The 20,040-nt window shown below is 36.9% G+C and carries 23 protein-coding genes; 16 read left to right on the top strand and 7 right to left on the bottom strand.

Features of this window, described 5'->3' with window-relative positions:
- The first annotated feature begins 4 nt into the window (after positions 1-4).
- Positions 5-1,546, top strand: a complete 1,542-nt coding sequence (locus MQE36_RS14830) for a TlpA family protein disulfide reductase (RefSeq protein WP_242936755.1) — start codon at positions 5-7, stop codon at positions 1,544-1,546.
- On the opposite strand, the gene MQE36_RS14825 is transcribed toward MQE36_RS14830, so the two are convergent.
- The 7 genes from MQE36_RS14825 to MQE36_RS14795 form a co-directional block, all read right to left on the bottom strand.
- Positions 1,535-2,599 carry a hypothetical protein gene (locus MQE36_RS14825; protein ID WP_242936754.1) on the bottom strand — a complete coding sequence of 355 codons (1,065 nt, stop codon included), beginning with the start codon at positions 2,597-2,599 and terminating at the stop codon, positions 1,535-1,537. The two genes, MQE36_RS14830 and MQE36_RS14825, sit on opposite strands and share 12 nt — an antisense overlap.
- Before the next feature lie 51 nt (positions 2,600-2,650).
- Positions 2,651-2,884 (bottom strand): DUF6520 family protein, encoded by a 234-nt coding sequence (locus MQE36_RS14820; RefSeq protein ID WP_242936753.1) that lies wholly within the window; start codon positions 2,882-2,884, stop codon positions 2,651-2,653.
- Between the two features lie 58 nt (positions 2,885-2,942).
- Positions 2,943-3,407, bottom strand: coding sequence for a MauE/DoxX family redox-associated membrane protein (locus MQE36_RS14815; RefSeq protein WP_242936752.1), 465 nt, complete (start codon positions 3,405-3,407; stop codon positions 2,943-2,945).
- Positions 3,408-3,566: 159 nt separating this feature from the next.
- Complete coding sequence (locus MQE36_RS14810; RefSeq protein ID WP_242936751.1) at positions 3,567-4,232, bottom strand: response regulator; 666 nt, start codon at positions 4,230-4,232, stop codon at positions 3,567-3,569.
- Positions 4,229-6,274 (bottom strand): tetratricopeptide repeat-containing sensor histidine kinase, encoded by a 2,046-nt coding sequence (locus MQE36_RS14805; protein ID WP_242936750.1) that lies wholly within the window; start codon positions 6,272-6,274, stop codon positions 4,229-4,231. Before MQE36_RS14805 ends, MQE36_RS14810 begins: the two co-directional genes overlap by 4 nt.
- Before the next feature lie 99 nt (positions 6,275-6,373).
- The gene (locus MQE36_RS14800; RefSeq protein ID WP_242936749.1) at positions 6,374-6,532 is read right to left on the bottom strand and encodes a hypothetical protein; all 159 of its coding nucleotides are present in this window, start codon (positions 6,530-6,532) and stop codon (positions 6,374-6,376) included.
- Between the two features lie 227 nt (positions 6,533-6,759).
- Positions 6,760-7,470 (bottom strand): LytR/AlgR family response regulator transcription factor, encoded by a 711-nt coding sequence (locus MQE36_RS14795; RefSeq protein ID WP_242936748.1) that lies wholly within the window; start codon positions 7,468-7,470, stop codon positions 6,760-6,762.
- A 93-nt stretch (positions 7,471-7,563) separates the two neighbouring features.
- Here MQE36_RS14795 and MQE36_RS14790 point away from each other — a divergent pair, with 93 nt between their 5' ends.
- From MQE36_RS14790 to MQE36_RS14720, 15 genes are all read left to right on the top strand, one after another.
- On the top strand, positions 7,564-8,472 hold the full coding sequence (locus MQE36_RS14790; protein WP_242936747.1) for an RteC domain-containing protein: 909 nt from the start codon (positions 7,564-7,566) through the stop codon (positions 8,470-8,472).
- A 273-nt stretch (positions 8,473-8,745) separates the two neighbouring features.
- The gene (locus tag MQE36_RS14785) at positions 8,746-9,012 is read left to right on the top strand and encodes a helix-turn-helix domain-containing protein (RefSeq protein ID WP_242936746.1); all 267 of its coding nucleotides are present in this window, start codon (positions 8,746-8,748) and stop codon (positions 9,010-9,012) included.
- Positions 9,013-9,026: 14 nt separating this feature from the next.
- The gene (locus tag MQE36_RS14780) at positions 9,027-9,653 is read left to right on the top strand and encodes a hypothetical protein (protein WP_242936745.1); all 627 of its coding nucleotides are present in this window, start codon (positions 9,027-9,029) and stop codon (positions 9,651-9,653) included.
- Entirely contained in the window at positions 9,637-10,293 is a 657-nt protein-coding gene (locus MQE36_RS14775) for a P-loop NTPase family protein (protein ID WP_242936744.1), read from the top strand. The genes MQE36_RS14780 and MQE36_RS14775 overlap by 17 nt, the downstream gene beginning before the upstream one ends.
- A gap of 24 nt (positions 10,294-10,317) precedes the next feature.
- Positions 10,318-11,454, top strand: a complete 1,137-nt coding sequence (locus tag MQE36_RS14770) for an exonuclease/endonuclease/phosphatase family protein (protein WP_242936743.1) — start codon at positions 10,318-10,320, stop codon at positions 11,452-11,454.
- 133 nt (positions 11,455-11,587) lie between these two features.
- Positions 11,588-12,667: a Fic family protein gene (locus MQE36_RS14765; protein ID WP_242936742.1), complete on the top strand. Its 1,080-nt coding sequence runs from the start codon at positions 11,588-11,590 to the stop codon at positions 12,665-12,667.
- A gap of 197 nt (positions 12,668-12,864) precedes the next feature.
- Positions 12,865-13,152 (top strand): hypothetical protein, encoded by a 288-nt coding sequence (locus tag MQE36_RS14760; protein WP_242936741.1) that lies wholly within the window; start codon positions 12,865-12,867, stop codon positions 13,150-13,152.
- Positions 13,149-13,430, top strand: a complete 282-nt coding sequence (locus MQE36_RS14755) for a hypothetical protein (RefSeq protein WP_242936740.1) — start codon at positions 13,149-13,151, stop codon at positions 13,428-13,430. The genes MQE36_RS14760 and MQE36_RS14755 overlap by 4 nt, the downstream gene beginning before the upstream one ends.
- On the top strand, positions 13,420-15,831 hold the full coding sequence (locus MQE36_RS14750) for a TraG family conjugative transposon ATPase (protein ID WP_242936739.1): 2,412 nt from the start codon (positions 13,420-13,422) through the stop codon (positions 15,829-15,831). The genes MQE36_RS14755 and MQE36_RS14750 overlap by 11 nt, the downstream gene beginning before the upstream one ends.
- Positions 15,828-16,412, top strand: a complete 585-nt coding sequence (locus MQE36_RS14745) for a conjugal transfer protein (RefSeq protein WP_242936738.1) — start codon at positions 15,828-15,830, stop codon at positions 16,410-16,412. The genes MQE36_RS14750 and MQE36_RS14745 overlap by 4 nt, the downstream gene beginning before the upstream one ends.
- A 2-nt stretch (positions 16,413-16,414) precedes the next feature.
- Positions 16,415-17,242: a hypothetical protein gene (locus MQE36_RS14740; RefSeq protein WP_242936737.1), complete on the top strand. Its 828-nt coding sequence runs from the start codon at positions 16,415-16,417 to the stop codon at positions 17,240-17,242.
- A 15-nt stretch (positions 17,243-17,257) separates the two neighbouring features.
- Positions 17,258-17,875 (top strand): conjugal transfer protein TraK, encoded by a 618-nt coding sequence (locus tag MQE36_RS14735; RefSeq protein ID WP_242936736.1) that lies wholly within the window; start codon positions 17,258-17,260, stop codon positions 17,873-17,875.
- Positions 17,862-18,791, top strand: a complete 930-nt coding sequence (gene traM / locus MQE36_RS14730; RefSeq protein ID WP_242936735.1) for a conjugative transposon protein TraM — start codon at positions 17,862-17,864, stop codon at positions 18,789-18,791. Before MQE36_RS14735 ends, traM begins: the two co-directional genes overlap by 14 nt.
- Positions 18,792-18,797: 6 nt before the next feature.
- Complete coding sequence (locus MQE36_RS14725; RefSeq protein WP_242936734.1) at positions 18,798-19,607, top strand: DUF4138 domain-containing protein; 810 nt, start codon at positions 18,798-18,800, stop codon at positions 19,605-19,607.
- Between the two features lie 93 nt (positions 19,608-19,700).
- Positions 19,701-20,030, top strand: a complete 330-nt coding sequence (locus tag MQE36_RS14720) for a YegP family protein (RefSeq protein ID WP_242936733.1) — start codon at positions 19,701-19,703, stop codon at positions 20,028-20,030.
- The last annotated feature ends 10 nt before the right edge of the window (positions 20,031-20,040 follow it).

Below are 20,040 nucleotides of genomic sequence, written 5' to 3'. Positions count from 1 at the left end.
CATCATGAAAGTTTTAGATTTTATTATAGGCATCTTATGTTTAGTATCAGTTTCCAGTTGTAAAACAGCCAACAATGAATCCGATGAGCGGGTAGCTGGTGCTCAACCTGTGGTTATTACAGGACAAATTCTTGGTAGTGATAAAACAGTAGATTCAATACAGATTTATTTTGGTGGAGATATACCATTTAATAGAAGGCTAGGGGTCGATCGTCAAAGAGTTAAAACGGATGAAAACAAGTATTTTAAGTATACATCTCCATTAACCAATAAGCCAGAACGATTCTACTTATTTTCATTGAGAAACAGGGATAAGAAACCATATTTGGCTTATGGTGATAATATTCAAAACTATCTTGTACAACCCGGAGATAGTATTCATATCACTATTGACCAACGTGGTGAGGAAACAAAGTTCTCCTTTTCCGGTAGGGGATCGGCGAAATTTACTGCACTTTGGAGGGCTGATCAGTTGGTAAGTAGCCAGGAAAGTTTTAAGGCAATAGTGGACGCAGAAATCAAGCTTAAAGGATTAAAGGGGGTAGATATAAATAAGGCCAGAATGACTTTAGGAGATTCTATACTTAAAGCTCAATTAAATACCTTAGAACAATATAAGAAAGAGGTAGATCCGTATGTTTTTCAAATTATGCAGGCGGATATTTTAGGAAACGTAAAATCAAAATACAAAAGTTCCTTTAATATTAAAGCGGAAGAACTGACCGAAAAGAAAGCCGCATTATACAAAAGGCTTATAGAAGAATCGCTTCAAGCAGATCTTCCTGATGATGTTTTAGCGGAGTCTCCTTTTTATGTGCGTTATTTGTCCAATATAACCATGACCGAGCTTAAACTAAATAATCCTGGTGATGCTTCTTATAATAAGAATAATATTCAGGTTAAGCATTTCGGAGAATTTTGTTCCCTGCTTCGTAATTCATATTCTGGTTATCTAAGGGAAAAGCTGATATTATTCAACCTGCAAAGCATGCGTGTTCAGGATACTTATGGTTTGGACGAATGTTTGCAAGCAAGCTATGCTTTAATTAAAACCCCAGAACTTAAGAAGATTATTGATGATTGGTATGGAAAAAAAATAAGAGGGGCAAAGGCTTATAATTTCTCCCTTACTGATGTACATGGAAATGAGGTGCAATTGTCGGATTTTAAGGGAAAGGTAGTTTATCTGGATATTTGGTTTACAGGCTGTGGCGGATGTTTAGCCTTGGCAAAAGAGGTTGATCATAAGGTATATCCCGAGTTTAAAGATAATAAGGATGTGGCATTTGTTTCTATATCATTTGATAAAAGTAAAAAGCAGTGGTTAAAAAGTGTTGAATCACAAAAATATGGATTGAAAGAATATGTTAACCTATATACCAGTGGTTTGGGTATAGAACATCCTTTTTTGAAATATTATGGGGTAAGAGGCGGCCCAACTACAATGATTATAGATCGGAAGGGTCGGATATATTCATCAGCACCGCCAAAACAAGGAAAAGCATATGAATTGATAGCCCTAATACAAGAAGCATTAAGGAATTGAATTATGTGGCAAGCTTAGATTGAAAATACCCAAATGTTCTTTATAGGTAGCAACGAGTACATCTTTATGAACAATAAAGTTTTGAATCTTTTCTCCTTTATAGGTAGGGAGATAGAAACTATATTGATAGCTATGGTCTGCCAGTGAGTATACATCGATAACTGAATTTTTATTAAAGGTAATTCTCTTTTCATTGGAGGCTCTTAGGTTAGAGTTTATGTATAAGTAGCTGTCAAACAGGGCAGCAGACCTGTTTACAATTAATGGGGGAGCAGTAAGTGAATGATGCAGCTGCTTCCCTTTTCTATAGGTGGCAACATGTATTTGTGCTTTACTCACCGTATCTATTGTGTTACCTTTGGTAAGGAGGTTTAAGTTTCTATCCATATACAAATACGCATTACGATAACGGTATAAGTAAACAATACGCTCTGTAGATAAGTCGTACATTAGGTTACCTTGGGAACAGAATACACCGTCGACTTGCTTGGTCAGTAAATTCGGTTTTTGAATTACTTCAATTGGGGTTAAGGTCTCTTTGGACAAAATGTTTTGCTCCAATGTCTTATCATATGAAATAAGGATATAATTTGTAGAATCAAGAGGAAAACACCGGGAGAAATTAAAAGTGTCTATTTTTCGAACAATAGGGCTTTTATTTTTAAAATTGCTATAGAGAATAGTAGGCGTAATACCCTCATACAAAAATATACCGTTTGAGTTTACTTTTATTTGAAGTGCTCCCCAAGCTAATTTTTGCACATTATCGATCTTGAGATCATATTTTTTAGACTGTAAGGTTTTAATTTGGATTGAAGTTAATTGATTAGGGACTCCTGCTTTGGAAAGATAGATTTGACCATTACGATTTCCTACCACAGTTTGCTCCGGCTCAATTTCTGTAACTTTCCATTGAGATATGGGATGAGGTGGAAAGACTCGAATAAAGGGATTCTTATGGTTTATATAGCTTTTTGATTTTTGATGTAAAAAAGTAACGATAAGTATACCGAACGCTAATAGAAGTGCTATTCTTTTTAATCTGATTTTCATGACAAGCAAAAGATTAAGGAATTGGGAAAATCTTCCCAATTCCATAGTTAATCAGGGCTTTTTATAAGCCTCTACCTCACTGGTACATCCTAAGTTATCGTAAACGATAAAGTCACACAGATCACCGGTGTAATTTGGACTACAATCTGTTTGAGGTGTACAGCCCGTAGGGGTTTGCTTGTAGTATTGTATAAGAGTCTCTTGGTCAATATTTTGACTGGCAAACGCTGCTACTACTGCTACAAGAAAAGCTGCACTTCCTAAATAAATTCTAAGTTTGTTCATAACTAAACTATTTTAAATGATGCCTACTCTTTCAGGTTTTCGGCTTCCCCTTATTTATCTAGATAAATTGCTTTTTGTCTGGAAATGTTGTTTTTAGTTTGGTATCGTTTTCAGGATATATCCATATACCGATTAAAGCCAATACAGTAAAACTAATATTGAAGATCAAATGTTCCTGCCATCCTAGTTTTTCTAATATTCCCCCACAAGAGCAGGGTACATAGTCACTAAAATTAAGTATAGCGATAATGTACATGGTGAAAAGTCCCATAAGGCCTAAACATCCATAGAGTGCAGACAACCGTAGTCTGGGAATGATAAGCATTAATGCTATGATCAGCTCCACTATGGGTATCACCCAAACCACCCATCCGGCAAAAGATGTTAATAAAGGCGACTGACCCAATTGAATTCTGAATTGCTCAAAATCCAAAAGTTTACTGATGGCTGCATAGGAAAACAAAAGGATGAACAGGAAACAAATGATCTCTGTTATAATTGGAAAGTATCGGCGCGCTTGCATAATTAAATAACATAGTTTTAAGTGACGCCGGATGTTTTATGATTGTAAAATTACATCATTTGAAATGGAGTATAGTATACAAAATGAATACTTATTTTATTCATAGTATCTAATGGGGTATTATTGTAAATGTGTATTTTATATGCTTTGAATTAAAGTTTAAATGAATCCTTTTTCCCTGGCTTTTTCAAGTAAAGCCATGTTATCATTACTATCTACATTAAAAACCTCTCTTAAAAGCTGCTTTCTTTTGGCAATCGCTGCCCTGGAAAGCCCTAATTGGTCTGCGATAGTTTGTAGGTTTGCTCCCTTGGATAAATGATACAATAGCTTTCGATCAATTTTGTCGAGAACAAAATCATTGCTTATAAATTGTCGTATGGAATGCGTAACGGTTTTACTGAAATAAGGAGGAGCCGTCAAAACACGCCAAATAGCATGTTTTAATTCCTCTGTGGTAATATCACTCTTAACGAGGAATCCATCGGGATTGACCTGTTCTATAATACTTTGAATTCTGTAATGGTCGTTAAAGGTGGTGGATATGATGATTTTAGTGCTTTTATAGTTCTCCCTGATTTTACTACCTAAATCTTCACCGGAGATAAGCCCGGTAGCTTCATCCCCGGGGATATGGATATCTAAAAGTACCAGGTCATATTTTTTCTTTTTTAAATCATTTACTGCATTTGAAAAACTATGTGCAATTTGTACTTGAAACTCCACGTTTTTTTCAACACCCAGTTTACATATGGTGTCCTCATAGGAGTTCGTGATAAGCGGGTGGTCATCAACCAATAATATGTGAAATCGCTTAGTGCTCATGATACCTCTGTATTGATTGGAACCGTTATTAATATGGTGGTCCCGTGGTTATGATTTGAAGTTATTGCTAAGGTGCCTTGCATTTTTTGAACCCTTGATTTTATGTTTCTTAAACCAAGTCCCTTATGATGATTACTGGCAATACCAACACCATTATCTGTTATTTCTAACATCAGATTGTTTTTAAGGTCGTATTCTAATGTAATTTTAATTAGGGTTGCTTTTGAATGTTTAATGCAGTTGTGTAAACCTTCCTCAATTATATGATATAAGTTGACCTTAATGAAATCATTGATATGTTCCCATTTAATATCATCATTGTGGTTAAAATTATAATCCAGCTTTCCTAAATAACTTCTATTTTGAATCAACTTGGTTACCATCAATATAAAGTCATTGTTATACTCTATAAGGTTGTTTCTCAAATCGTGGGAAAGTGTTCTGATTTCGGTTTCTATACGCTGAAGTTCCTGTAAATTAAAATGATGTTTTTTAATAACTTTCGAGCTCCCCCTTAAATCAAGATTTCCCCATCCGATTCTTAAGGCAAATAAATAACTTAGAATTCCATCGTGTAAATCTTCTGAAATCCTGATACGCTCCTGATTTCGTCCTTGTTTTAATTTTTCATGTTGCCTTAGGGTGAGTAGATAAATTTGTTCATTGGCCTTTTGTTGATTTGTTTCAAGTTGTAATAACTTGTTTTCTGCTTTTTGTCGATATAACCAATAAGTCATAATTATTAAAAGGATAATTAATATACTACCAATTATAACCCATTTTATTTTAGAAGATAGTTGTTCGTTTTTGGCAATATATTGATCTGTTTCATATTGTATCCTTGTAAATTTGTTTCGAGTTTGTCTTTCCTGGTTTTGAATTTTCTTATTCAAACCAATGTATTGATGCAAATAATTTAAGGCATTTTCAGGATCCATTCTACTTAGTAATTCAAGTGTTTCAAGTAAATTACTATTGTTATTGATCTCCTGTGAAAGGATATATGCTTTTTGTAAATGTTGTAAAGCTATGGCGGTGTCTTTTTTAGAGGCATAATACTTCGATAAATGAACCCTACTCATAATAATCCCCGGAATATTGTTCATGCTATCTCTTATATGAAGAGCCTTGTAAAAATCATTTGGTAAACCTATAGTATCGTTACTCTTAAACTTGCTATAGGCACGATTATCCATTAGGCGGGCATAAAGAAAAGGCGATTCACTTCTTAGTTTGGGAGTTGCAAGTGCACTGTTAAAATAGTTTAAGGCACTTTGATGATCCCCCTGTTGTTGATATACGACCCCTATATTATTCTGAATATCCTGATTAAAATAGGATTGGTCTGGTATATGTTCTAAATTCTCTAAAGCTTTTTGATAGTACCCAATTGCCTTGTCATATTCTTCCAGCTCTTCGTAGATAACTCCAAGTAGATTATAACTATAAAATAATTGTTTGTATTTTTTTTGGTTTTTATAGGTGTATATTGCTTTAAACAATAGCACTTCGGCTCCGGTATAGTCGTTCAATCTGCTTTGGATAAGCGCCATATTGTATCGCATCTTTGCCGTAAAATAAGCATGGTCCATAGCAATAAAGTGCTTTTTAGCCCTACGGTAGTGATAATAGGCACTGTCATAAATGCTTTTTTGGAGAAAGAAAGCACCGTAATTCCAGTGAATTTCCCCAAGTTTAAAGGTGTCTTTTAATTTCTCAGCTATTACGAAAGCTTTTTGGTTTGAAGCTCTAAATAGCAGGGAATCATTTATAGATTGAGCTTGGTAAGCTACTTCATTTAAATATTTGAGTTTTAACGACTCATCCTGAAGGAATAGACTTGAGTCATACACCTTTTGTAGGTAATAGTTTCTTTGAGTCTTGGAGAGGGTATTAGTTTTTGCCTTATCAAGAAGCATAGATATTTCATCTCCTTTTGTACTTCCTTGGTTCTTTTCGGAGGTTTGGCATTGAACCAGTAATGTCAATACAAAGCATAAAAGGAGTGAAGACAGAAGATATTTAAACCTTAATAACTTCACGGATCTGAATTATTTGGGGGGAGGTTTAAATATAATAAAAGCCTTCAACAAATTATGTTAAAGGCTTAATGGAAAAAAGGAATTTTCGTTGAAATACTTCTAATCCCTATCGTTATCAGGATGTGTACTATTATTATCTCCTGTTGCGAGTACTTCTGGATCGTTTTGATTTTCTATTTGATCTTCAGGTGGAGTACAACTGATAAATACAGAAAAAATAAGTATCAAGGCTATGGTATATTTTAATAAAATTTTCATGAGATTTTGCTTTTAATTACACAATGAGTTTATAGGCCTACTGGGGCCCAGTATCTTTTTGATTGTGCACAATCAGAACATTAACAATGATTTTATGTTAATGTTAAAAGCAGCTTTCTGTATCGAATTTACCTGTGATAAAAGATTTTTGATGTTAAAAAAATATAGGGTTAGTGAATGTGTAGTTTCTGTGAGGGAGCGCTCGATTTTTAAGAGGGAGAAAAATTTTAATAGGAAGCATTGAATAGGGAAGAATGAATAGTCTCGATAGTAGAGTGAAACTTTTTAGAAAATGGAATCCTTTTTTCATATCCCCGAAGCCAACAGGAAGTTTTGCCAAAATCAATTCGACTTACTTTTAAGGTATTTATAATATAACTCTTATGGACTCTTTTAAAAAACTCTGGCAGCTTACTTTCATAGGTCTTTAGTGTTTTAAAGGCATTAATTATATGACCATTGGTAAGATGGAAATCCGTTGTGTTATTATCTGCCTTTAAAAAGAGAATTTCTTTGGTATCCAGATATTGGTAATCTTTATAGGATTTAAGACATATAAGATTATTATAAGCCTTGTGAGATTTTTGAAACCGTGATATGCTTTTATGAAGTTCAGCCGTCGATAATGGAGTAGTGAGGTAATCAAAACACCCATGTTTAATCGCTTTATAAGCCTGTTCTTTTGTGGATGAAAGGGCAATAAATTGTGGTAAGTCCACATCATATAAGTAGAGCTCTAGCATAAAAGCAAAAGCATCACCAATAAACCCTTCGATATTGATAAATACCAAGTCGATTCGTTGTTTAATGAGTAACTCAGTTGCTTTGATAAAACAACTGGTACTTCCCATCGATCGAAACTCACTGTATTGCCCAAAGGCATTTTCAATAGAGAGGATTGTTTTCTTATTGGATGCTATAATTAGATAACTTTTCAAAAGCTTTATATATACCTTTTGAAATTATCTATAGTGGAAATAATGGAGGTAGTTGTCGTGAATAAAAATAGTATTTAAAGAGTCTATAACTTAATGGATATTAAAATATATTTTAGTGAGGTGTTAAATGCAATAGTACACGAACCCCATCCGGCTATGAAAATATATGAGGATTTATTGATAGATTTGGACCAGGCATTGGAAGGTTTAAATAGCGAAACAGATGATACCCTTACCAAGGCTGAAAAAGGCATTAAACTGACCAAAGAAGTTGTAGGTAGGCTACGTGATCATGTCTTGGAAAAAGGTTTTGTCAATAAAGAAAGTGAAACGCATTTTTTTAAATATATTAAACCTCAGGTGCTGAGTAAACTCATTTATTTTATTAAAATCTTTACTATTGAAAGCAAACGTCCTAGAAGTAGTTATGGAGCCCAAAAACAATATTTTGAAGAACATATTGACAGACTTCAGGATTATTTTAATGATAATCTTGAATTTTACCATTATTACCGCAGAGGAGCAACCATTTTTGATGATCAATATTTTTTAAGAGGCAAGGCAGATATCAGATTGCACCCTGATACTTTTCATTTTTTAACCGATGAGCAGTTTTCTACCAGTCATGACAGTTCTGTAGCGATGATAATCGCTTATGATATGCTTATAGCCTACCTTAGGAAGGAAATTCAAAAATTAGGTGTTGAACAAGGGACTGCAAAGAGAATGGAATTAAATAAGCCTGTCCCTAAGCTTTTCTGGACCAGTAATAAAGTAGACCTTATAGAACTTATTTATGCGCTGCATACCTCTGGTGCCATAAACCGAGGTACAGCAGATATTAAAGAAATAGCCCTTACTTTTGAAACCATTTTAGAAATGGACTTAGGAGATTATTACAGGACTTATCTGGAAATCCGCTCTCGTAAAATTCGCCGGACTAAATTCCTGGATAAATTAAAAAATTCACTTCATCAACATATGGAAAATTTAGATGCCTGAAATTACCCAACTTGGGTGTTTTTGCTTCCGTTGCACAAGACATTTAATTTGAGGTGATTTCTATCATGATAATATAAATGTAACCTTTAATTCGATGCATTCTACCCTATATATTATGTAATGTAAAAATTTCCCAACTTGGGTGCTCCTTGTGAATAATTCCCAATAGAAGCTTCCAAATTTGCCTAACGAATGTCAAATCATTGCAAAGCCGTCAATTCATATTAAAAAATAAAGTTTACCAGGTGGCTTTGCTATTTAAATTCACAAATTATGGGAGCAACAATTATTACCACCAATGATCTTCGCGTGTTTAAAGAAGAACTTATTCAGGAGCTAAAAGAACTATTAATGGACAAAAAGCCTGCCGGGAAACAATGGCTGAAATCAACCGATGTGATGGAGCAACTACAAATTAGCCCGGGAACCCTTCAAAACTTCAGACAAAATGGAACGATTCCCTATATGAAAATAGGAGGACTCATCTATTATGATCAGGATGACATCTATAGAGTGATGGAGAAAAATCGAGTGGATTAAAACCTTTTGGTTCTATGAATTATATAACTCATCTAAATGGGGTATTCCACCGGTTTGAAAAAGATGAAAGACTCAAGCCTGTTCATATTAGTCTTTACATGGCCTTATTTCAGTTGTGGAATCAACAACATTTCTCCTGCGAATTTTATATCAGGCGAGAAGCTTTAATGCAAATTTCCAAAATTGGTTCCAGGACAACCTTTCATAAATGTATCAAACAACTCTCTTGTTGGGGATATTTAAAGTACCATCCTTCCAAAAGACCCTACCCTGGAAGTAAAGTGGAGATGATCAGTTTTCAATCATCATACCTGTCAAATAATGGTCATGACAATACCAATAGTGGACTACCCTCCATTAATGTAAAACCAAACAAACAACAAGACGTAACAAGACCACCAAATGAACATGAAGTAATGGCGTTTTTTAAGAACTGTAATAGCCACTTTTCGGAAGCTGAGAATTTCTATAACTATTATCAGAAAACAGGTTGGAAGACCAAGAACCTTAAGCCAATTGAAAACTGGAAACAAGCAGCTACAAACTGGATGTGTAGGGCTGGAAAATTTAAACCATCCAAGGATCATAACCAGGACCATTTGATAATTGATAATAACAAGAATTATGACAGACCCTTGTAAAATAAAAGAAGGTAATACAGAGTATAGCCTGGGGGCCTATGATGGAACGCACCTGTTGTATGACTTTAAAAAGGTATTGCATTATTTGCATGCAAAAGGACAATTACTCTTTGGACCCGGTTTTAAAATTTATGAGGATGATAAGGAGATCATATACAAGCTGGTAAATTATTTTATTCGGGAAGAGGCTAACTGTAAAAAGCTACATCTGGATATGAACAAAGGACTTCTACTAACTGGTCCTGTCGGTTGTGGGAAGACCAGTCTTATGAAACTGCTTCGACATATCGTGCCGCATCAAAAATCATATGAACTAATTCCCTGTAGAAATATAGCCTTTGAATTTAATCACCTGGGATATAAAGTGATTCAGGACTATGGAAATCAGGGTTTTTACTGTTTTGATGACCTTGGAGTAGAACCTCAAGGGAGATACTACGGACAGGATTGTAACGTAATGGGAGAGATCTTAATCTCCCGTTATGAATTATTCGAAAAACATGGGATACGCACCCACATTACCACCAATCTTAATGCCGATGAACTGGAAGAACGCTATGGAAACAGGGTTAGAAGCCGGATGCGCAGGATGTTTAACTTAGTAAGTTTTCATGCAACTTCCAAGGATAAAAGAAGGTAAAGTTAAATTTTAAATCTACTACAAATGAAAATAGCATTTTATAATATTCAGAATATATTTCACAGAGATCGAAGCCTGGTAGAACAATCAATGAGCGAATCTCTTAAACGCTGGAGGGAAGAATTCGAAACCTTACTACTAAAGAAGCAACGAAAAGATAGGGATTACTCAAGGATGCGGGAATTATCTTTTTTGTTGGGTTTTCAAAAAGCAGCCTCAGAGCCATACGTGGTGATGCGCAGACGGCAAGGATCCCTTTACATACGTAAAAGAAATCATTCACTGGACTATAAAGCCAATAGTTTAACCGACTGGAATGGATGGATTAAACTTGGATCGGTTCCTATTAATGAGCAGGCTATTATAAATAAGGCAAAGGTAATAGCAGAGGTTAACCCTGATGTTTTAATTCTACAAGAGGTGGAAGATCGGGCAAGCCTGGTGGAATTCAACCGGGATTACTTGTCAAAATTTATGGACGCTCCGTATGAACACATATTGTCAGTAGAAGGTAATGATTATAAAGGTATCGGAATGGCAATTATGGTTAAAAAGGGTTACTGCATTGAATCGGTAATGAACTTTGCACATGTTTTAGATCAAGAACATAAACCCTTATTTGATCAACATTTGCAATTATTTAAAATAAGGAATACATCTGGAGAACGTTTTTTGATAGCATCTGGGTATTTTGTGGATCAGCATAGGGACAAGGAATCTTCCGATAAGTTGCGGCTAAAACAATCAGGTAAACTCCAAGAGGTTTATAGCAGTTTGCAGGAAATAGGAAATGAAAACATTATAATTGTTGGAACTTTTGGTGTTCCCTCATATTGCCATACGTTAGCTCCGTTAATAAGAGCGTCCAATCTTAAAGAAATTACCAAGCATCCCTCTTTTAAGGTAAGCATGGACAGGGGTAAAGACAGGCAGTATTTTAGTTTAGGCGCCTATAGAAAAGGAGTTAATATCAAACAGAAAGATTATATACTGCTTTCCCCGTCATTCTTTGATCATATTATTAATTGTGGAATGATACGTAAAGGAATTTGGTCAAATAATAGAGCACAATGGCCGGTATTTAATTCTTTAAAAAGTGATTTAGAACAGGCCAGTAGCCATCCTATACTTTGGATGTACTTATCGCGTAATAAGCATTAAAAGTTGTTTGTACTTTTTGATTTCTTTCAAATATTTACAAGGGTAATATTTACGCTTAATTTTATAACGAGGGTAATTTTTTCATATATTTACTCTTGTTTAAATAACCGATGTAAATATTACCCTTATCGAAATGGTTAAATTTAAGAGAGAAATACCATATAATGACTTGCCATTATTGCCTCCGAATCATACCCTTGAAACTACTGCAGTATTAAGAAGGACCATTACTGCCAGTAGAGCACTTGGCCAACTCAACGGAATGCTTACCAACTTACCCAATCCAAACTTGTTTTTAGATTCAATCCATTTACAAGAAGCCAAAGCTAGTTCTGAGATCGAAAATATTATTACCACCAATGACGATTTATATAAAGCTGTGGTTGCGGAAAAAAAGTTTGAAAACCCTGCTACAAAAGAGGTTTTGAGCTATAAAGAAGCCCTATGGAAAGGACTCAAAATAATGGAAGAAAAACCATTTATTACCACAAATTTATGTATCGAAATTGTTCAAAGCATAAAAAAGAACAATGCTGGAATAAGAACCACCCCTGGGACCGCACTCAAAAGTGAAAATGGGGAGGTTATATATACGCCACCAACGGGAGAGGCTATAATTAGAGATAAATTGGCAAATTTGGAAGCTTTTATAAACCAGCAAAGCGAAATAGATCCATTGATTAAAATGGCTTTAATGCATTATCAGTTTGAGGCTATTCACCCATTTAGCGATGGTAATGGCAGAACAGGGCGTATCTTATTATTATTATATTTAAAAATTTCACGATTACTCGATACCCCTGCAATATACCTTAGTGAATATATTATACAGAATAAATCAGATTATTATCTGAAACTGAGAAATGTTACAGAAAAAAATGATTGGGAAGGTTGGATTCTTTATATGCTGGAAATGATTGAATTTACAGCTAAAAAGGGATTGCAAAGAATAAAGACCGTTACTGATCTCATGCATTCCATGGCTGAAGATATCAAATCAAAATTACCAAAAGTTTATTCTAAAGACTTAGTAGAAATTCTTTTTAGATTGCCATATACAAAACGACAATATCTGATTGATGCCCAATTAGGAACGCCTAAAACTGTGGGTAATTATTTGATCGAACTTGAAAAGGCCGGGTTTTTAAAATCTGAAAAAGTGGGTAAAGAGAAACTCTATTTAAACCACCAATTAATGAGCGTTTTAGAGTAGTAATTCGTTTTGTATTAAAAATGCAATAAAATTTACATTTGAGTAATAATTCTAAAATTATGACAGGATCACTATGTTAAAAATTTAGCCATTTCGGTCCCTCTTAGTCGTACTTCATAGCTTCATAACAAGTTCAATAACACTGATGGTTTTGTTTGTTAAAAACCATCAGTCCAACCAATCCAAATAGAACAGTTATGAAAAAAATAGTTTATGGCTTACTCATTTTTCTATGGAGTTTTACTCCCGTTTTTGCCCAGATAGGGGGAATCGAAGATTCGGTGAATGATATCTCTGATACCATTCGGGCAGTATTTCCCATTATTCTCGGGGTGATATTTCTTGTGGGTTTTTTATTCAACGCAGGACACTTCTTTGGTGAGAATGCAGATCTTAAACGCGGAATAACAAGGGTACTTGTATTTGTGCTTATTGCCGGGGCAGTAGTGGGAATCTTCACTTATCTCATAGGCATTGTAGTATGAAAACTTATAAGGTCTATAGAGATATCCGAAAAGGTGCATTGATTTTTGGATTGCCCGTATCCCTTTTTGCCCTGTTGATGATAGCAGTAGTGGGATCACTGCTGGTGATCATATTCTCCTTTAGCCTGGGGATTATACTAGCACTGATAACCTTGAACCTGCTTTTATACTTTACCCTACTCAAGCTGGTTCAATCACCCGGACTTTTTCATTTGAAAAAGGTGTTTCCATCGACCATTTCCAATAAGCAAATAAACCTCTTGTCTTATGAGGATTAATCTAAATGCATATCATCCTATAGCTCACATCGAAGATAACCTGGTTTACGGCTCCAATGGGAATCTTGCCTTGGGATTTACCCTATCGCTTCCAGAGGTGTATTCGCTTTCAAAAGATGACTTTTCAAAACTGCATCAACAGTGGTTTCAGGCCTTTAAATCCTTGCCACCAAGATGTATCATACACAAGCAAGACCTCTATTTAATTAAAAAGTACAACCCTCAAAACCTCCCTCAAACCTCGTTTTTAGCCAAGGCCACCTGTGACTACTTCCAGGGAAGAACCCATATGGTGCATCAGAGCTACCTGTTCTTTGTGTGGAGCGCAAACAAAGCCTTGAACGCTTCCAAATACCGTAACCCGTTTCGAAAAGTGGAGCCTTCCATACCATTGCATTTAGAAGAATCAGCTAAAAAGTTTAAACAGGTCGTAAGGGATACGGTTTCATTTATCAATAGTAATGGGAAGGTCAAACTACATCCGCTTTCTAAAGAGCAGGTTACAGCGCATTGCAAAGACTATTTCAATGGCTATAATTCAGATGTAGATACCGATATTGAACTTAGCGCTGCCAACCTTCAAATAGGAGATCACCTTTTTGATATCCTTGCCATAAACAATGAGCGCCTATTTGGTGAAACCATACAACCCAGTGTGGTTAATGATTTCTTCTCTAGTGATGATTTTGTTTTTCACCAGGGGTTTATCGATGGCCTGGGATTGGACTTAAAAGCAAACCATATCGTAAATCAGATCATATGCCTTGATGATAAACACCGCTGGAGAACCCTACTTGAGAAAAGAGAAGAAGAGCTAAAAAAGAGCGTTAATTTTGGATCACAGAATAAATTGATCCTGGAGAAAATAAGAGGTATCCTCGATCAAATCAATCGCGATGATAACAGCAGAATCATTCGTGGCCATCTCAATGTAGTTTACTGGCATTCACAATTAAAAGCATTAAAAGACATTGGCAGTAGGGTCAAGACCTCCTTAAAAGCATTGGACATTAAAGGGTATTACCCCACAGGAGAAGCTCGCAAGCACTATTATTTAAATTCTTTTCCTTGTCATGTTTCTAATTTTCGCCCCGATGATCTCTATGTGACCGATCTAAAACATGCACTCTGCCTTTGGATCAATACCACTAATTATCGCTCCGATACCACTGGGGTGATCTTTAATGATCGCCAGTATAACCTTCCGGTATTAAAAGATGTGTGGGATGAAAGGAAAAAGCGGATAAAAGCCCGCAACTTTGCCATTTTCGCCCCCACCGGGGAAGGCAAGTCATTTCTGGCAAATAATATACTCAGGCAGTATTACGAGCAGGGCATTCGCCTGGTTATTATCGATCTGGGAGGCTCCTATACCAAATTCGCCAAACTCTATCCCAATGATCATATCGTAATTCGATATCAACAGGGAAAAAGCCTGGGGTTTAATCCTTTTTATAAAAATCCGGAGATTGAGCTCTCCTCTGATATCCTGGAGGATCTTATGGCTTTTGTGGCTCAATTGTATATCCCTCAGGGGAGCTTATCCAAATACCAGGCCGTTGCCCTTAAAAGAATTTTAAAGGCGTATTACCATCAGGTAAACAATGGGCATAGCCTGCAAGGCTTCTATAACTTTATTGAATCCCAAAGAGAATCCCTGCTTAGCAAACTAGAGATTCACTCAGATTACTTTGATGTATCTGGATTTCTCCACGTGATGTCGGAGTACGTCAATAAGGGGATATACAGCTTTCTTTTTGATCATACCCAAGATCAATCCTATCAGCTGGAAGATAAACGCATTATCATCTTTGAACTCGACCAGGTCAAGGATCATAAAGAACTGCTGTCGGTGATGCTCAAGCTTATTAAATCAGCCATAGAGCGGACCATTTGGAGAAACCGGACCGAAAAGGGAATGATCCTCTTTGATGAATTTGCCAAACAACTCAAGTTCGACAACGTGCTGGAAAGCGTGGAGTTTTACTATCAGGCCATTCGTAAACACAATGGAGCCATCGGTATTATTCTGCAATCAATCAATCAGCTGCCACAAAACAGTACCGCTGCCAGTATCCTTGAAAATACCCAGGTGATCTATAGCCTGAGAAATGAAAAAGGATATGATCCCTTGCAACAAAGGCTGCAACTCTCCAACCACGATCTGAATCAATTAAAATCGATTCGCAACCAGTTAAGCGCAGATCAGAAATATACCGAAATCTTCATCAAGGTGGGCTCACAAAGTAATGTGTATCGCCTGGAGGTGCCTCCTGAGGTGTACGCCGCTTACCTGACCGATGGAGAAGAAAATGATACCATAATGGGTCTTTATCAAAAACATAATTCCATGGAAAAGGCCATTAAAGAATTTATAAACCTTAAAAAACAGATCACATGAAAACAAAAATAAGGCGGAGTTTACTGTTACTTTTTCTAATGCTGCTGATCGCTGGTGATACTTCGGCACAGGGCCTACCGGTTTATGATAATACCAATTTTATATCTCTGGCCAAACAACTTATTGAGTCGGCTAAACAGACCTCACAACTGATTAAAACCGTAGACTTTCTCAAGCAACAAAAGGAGCGTATCGAAAAGGTAAACAATGCCATTAAACAACTAAGGGCCGTACAGGAGATAGTACAGAACAATCAACAGCTCTACGAGCTGGTGCGTACCGATCTAAAGGAAATATTAAGCTCCCAGTATATCCGGGCAAAGGAAATTGATCAGGTGTCCATGGCCTTTAATAGCATTATTATTACCTCCCTGGAGGAATTGTCCTTTATGCAGCAACTACTCAAAAGTAATTACCTGGAAATGACCGATGCCGAACGGTTGTCGCTACTGGAGGCACAAAAGATGCGCTCTAGAGAAATGGTGGCTGAAATAAAACTTAAGAGAAAACGCTACCAAAGCATCATCGCCTTTCGCAAGCTTCAGGACCAGGTCAATAACAGGGCAAATAATTATGAATAGCCATGGAGTCCATAGGTCTTGAATATGTAGATGCTGTTTTTAATACCATCAAACAAAGTGACTTCTCGGAGTATACCATGGGAGGGGTAAAGGTCCTGGCTGTGGTGCTTTTTTTGGTCAATATCCTTAAAAAGTACTATGAAGGGGCCACCCAGGCTAGCGGGTATACCTGGGGACTTACTCCCTCAGATCTTATTAAAAATTTTGCCATTGTTTTATTGGTAGTTTTCTCCACCCAGATCCTGGAGTTTTTTGATGGAATTCTGGTGGCTATTGAAAGCCAATACCGCGATACCGCACCAGCATTGGTTCCCTTACAGCTTCAACAGATGGAACTGCAACAAGACATCAATTTTGTAGAGGCCGGAACCAAAGCCCTCAGCATGCTCTATGAATACCTGGTGACTCCTCTTTATCCCATGAAAATAGTAGCCTTTATCCTTGGGCTGTTTTTGTGGCTGATGGATTTGTTTATATATCCGCTTTTTTTGGCAGAACGCTTTTTTCTTCTGGGACTCATGCAGGCCTTCTTTCCGCTGGTGATTAGTATGGCTGTCTTTGAGAAATTCAGGGAAATGGGCTATCGCTACTTTAAGTTATATGCAGCTGTCTATATGATGGTACCCGCCTTTTTTCTGGTAAATGTCTTTATCAATAACCTCTACCAGGAGGTGATCACTAATTTTTGGCCCAACCTGGTGGGACCGGGAACCGAACCCGGTATATGGGAGCCCCTTGTACAATTAGGGACCATAGGGTTTATCGTCTTTTTGAAATTTAAACTCTATCGTAGAGCCATCACCTTCACCTTTAGAATGTTTGTTACATGATCAATACATAAGTCTATGAAAACTCCTTACATGAATATTTATCGCGTACTTAGAATCAATAGAATTGTTGTGCTGGCAGTAGTTATCATGGCCTTTGTCAGCATGATTTTTGCCCTTACAACCATCTATCGCCTGAATAACCAAATGCTTAATTCAGCCTTTATGGTCAATACCCATGGCAAGGTAATTCCCCTGAAACTGGTCAGTCAAAAGGAAACCCTGGAGGTAGAGGCCAAGGCCCACCTGGATTTGTTTCATCGTTATTTCTATGGGCTGACCCCGGCTAATTATAAAAACCAACTAAAAAAAGCTTTGTGGTTAGGAGATAGTTCGGTTGATCAGCTCTACAAACAAAAAAAGGCAGATGGACTCTATAACCGCTTATTGCAATATGCCTTGCAACAGCATGTTCGAGAGGTCTCCTCTTATGTAGACCTCTCTGCTCAACCTTATCGATTTCAGACCAAAGTCCTGCTTGAGGTGCACAGGGGAGCCGTAACAGATCACTACCAGCTTATAACAAGTGGAGCGCTGCAGCCGACCTCGCGTAGTTTCCCGGAAAATACCCATGGTCTGCTCATTACTGAATTTTATGAAAACCAGTTAAAAAAGTTATCAGATGAAAATAAATAAAAACAAATGGATCTTTGCAGGCCTGATATTGGCAGTTATACTTTTTATCGCCTCCTATGCCATCTACCTAAATGGAGAGGATCGGCAATCACAAACCCTTACGGGTCCTGAGCTGCCCGAGATAAAAGAACCTTCCAAGTCTTTTGATAATAGGCTAGAGGCGGTGGATGCCATTGAACAACCCCGAAGGGTGGATCTCCCTCATATGTATGAGCAGACCAAAATGGATTCATCAGGTTACTCTCATCCCGATTTGGAGGGAATCAGCAGGGCAAATTCAATCGATAGTATTTATCAAAGTAAGCTCTATCAAACTGCTTATGATACTTATACTAAAACATCGCAAGAAACTTTGCCTGGGGACCTTGATTCCACTGAGGCTAAGGGAAGAAAACAGTCGGTTACTACAGAGAAACAACTACTCAAAAAACATAGCCAGTTCTATACCGTGCCAAAGCTTTTTTGGCAGGATCATTCCCTGGCAAAGACCGATCCCTATATCTATGTCGTGGTCCATGGCAAGCAAACCGTGCAAAACAAAGACCGTATTATCCTGAGACTTCAAAAGCCTGCTACCATAAGAGGAAGGCGACTGGATCAGCATACGCTGATCTATGGCTTTGTAACTTTAAAAAAGAACAGAGCCCAGCTAGAGGTTGACTTTATAGATTATCAACCGGCTCATCTTATGTCCTTTGACATGCTGGATGGTAACCAGGGCATTTATATTAAAAACAGCCTTCAGGCCCAGGTCAGTGCCCAAAGTGTGGATCAGGTGTTGCAAGAGGTGAATATTCCTTCCTTACCACAGCTGGGCGGACTTAAAAACGTATTTCGTAAAGACAATCGTAAAATAAAAAATACCATTTATCATAACCATCAGCTGGTATTAAAACCTATCCAGCCATCTAAATAATTCACTATGAAACCAGTACTTGTAAAAACAATTATACTACTATTACCCCTTACCATGTGGTCGCAAAAAGCCTTGGATACCCTTTATACTAATGAGTATATGAATGTGGCGCTAATCTTTCCTAGCCCCATTAGACAAGGGATCACCGGAAGTGCAAACTTTACCTTTTCCTATAACAGAGAAAAACCACAACACCTGGGCCTTTTGCAAGGCCAAGGCGGGTTCTCCAGTAACCTGCTGGTTATTACCCAAGACGGTCAGGTGTATTCCTATTATTTAAAGTATAAAAAAAACTTAGCAAAGACGCATTACTTTATATCGCCGTCTTATTCCATTGGAAAGGAAACCGGGATGCAAATGAAAGTCATTAAAAACAGTGGAAATCTTCCCTTGCAAAGTGATTCTATAAAGCTAGCGCAGGCTTACTTTAAAAAAGGAGCCCAATACTACCTGTCAAGACATTCGGCTGCCAGAGCCGCTAGGCGATCCCAAGGAATTGTCCTTAAAATGGAAAGCCTGAACTATCACAAAAACCAGGTCTATGTAGTCTATCAAATAAAAAACAATTCAGCTGTTGATTTTCAATTAGCCTACCTTAGGATGTATAAAATCACAGGAGACAGTAGAAAAAATGCCTCTTTTCAAAGCCTGCCACTGGAACCGATCTATTATTATGCCAGACCCGATAAAATCAGAAGGGGACAAGCCTTGCGCTTTGTCTATGTGTATTCCAAATTTGTGCCTTCAAAAGATGAAAAATTGTTGGTAGAGCTATTGGAAGCCAATGGGAGCCGCATGATACAACTTCGTGATTAATAAACTGAATTGGAAATAAATGCTAAAATTCTGTAGGAATATTTGTAGAAAAATTCTTATATTTAGTTCAGTTAAAATTCAATTTAAAAAAACATGGGAAAATTTGTTATTAAAACTGATAAACGAGAGGAGTATCGTTTTAACCTTAAAGCTGGTAACGGCCAAGTCATTTTAGCAAGTGAAGGATATAAAGCCAAATCAGGTTGTACCAACGGGATTGAATCTGTAAGAAAACATGCCCCTGAAGATAAATATTATGAGCGCCTGGAGGCTAAAGATGGTAGCCCATATTTTAATTTAAAAGCATCAAACGGCCAGGTCATTGGAACCAGTGAGATGTATTCCTCGGACAGTGCCATGGAAAATGGTATTGCCTCGGTAAAAACAAATGCGCCGAGTGCTACGGTAGAAGATTTGTCTTAGATTTACTTTG

This window comes from Zhouia spongiae (assembly GCF_022760175.1).
GTDB lineage: Bacteria > Bacteroidota > Bacteroidia > Flavobacteriales > Flavobacteriaceae > Zhouia > Zhouia spongiae.
This window is presented reverse-complemented; position numbering and strand designations above follow the sequence as displayed.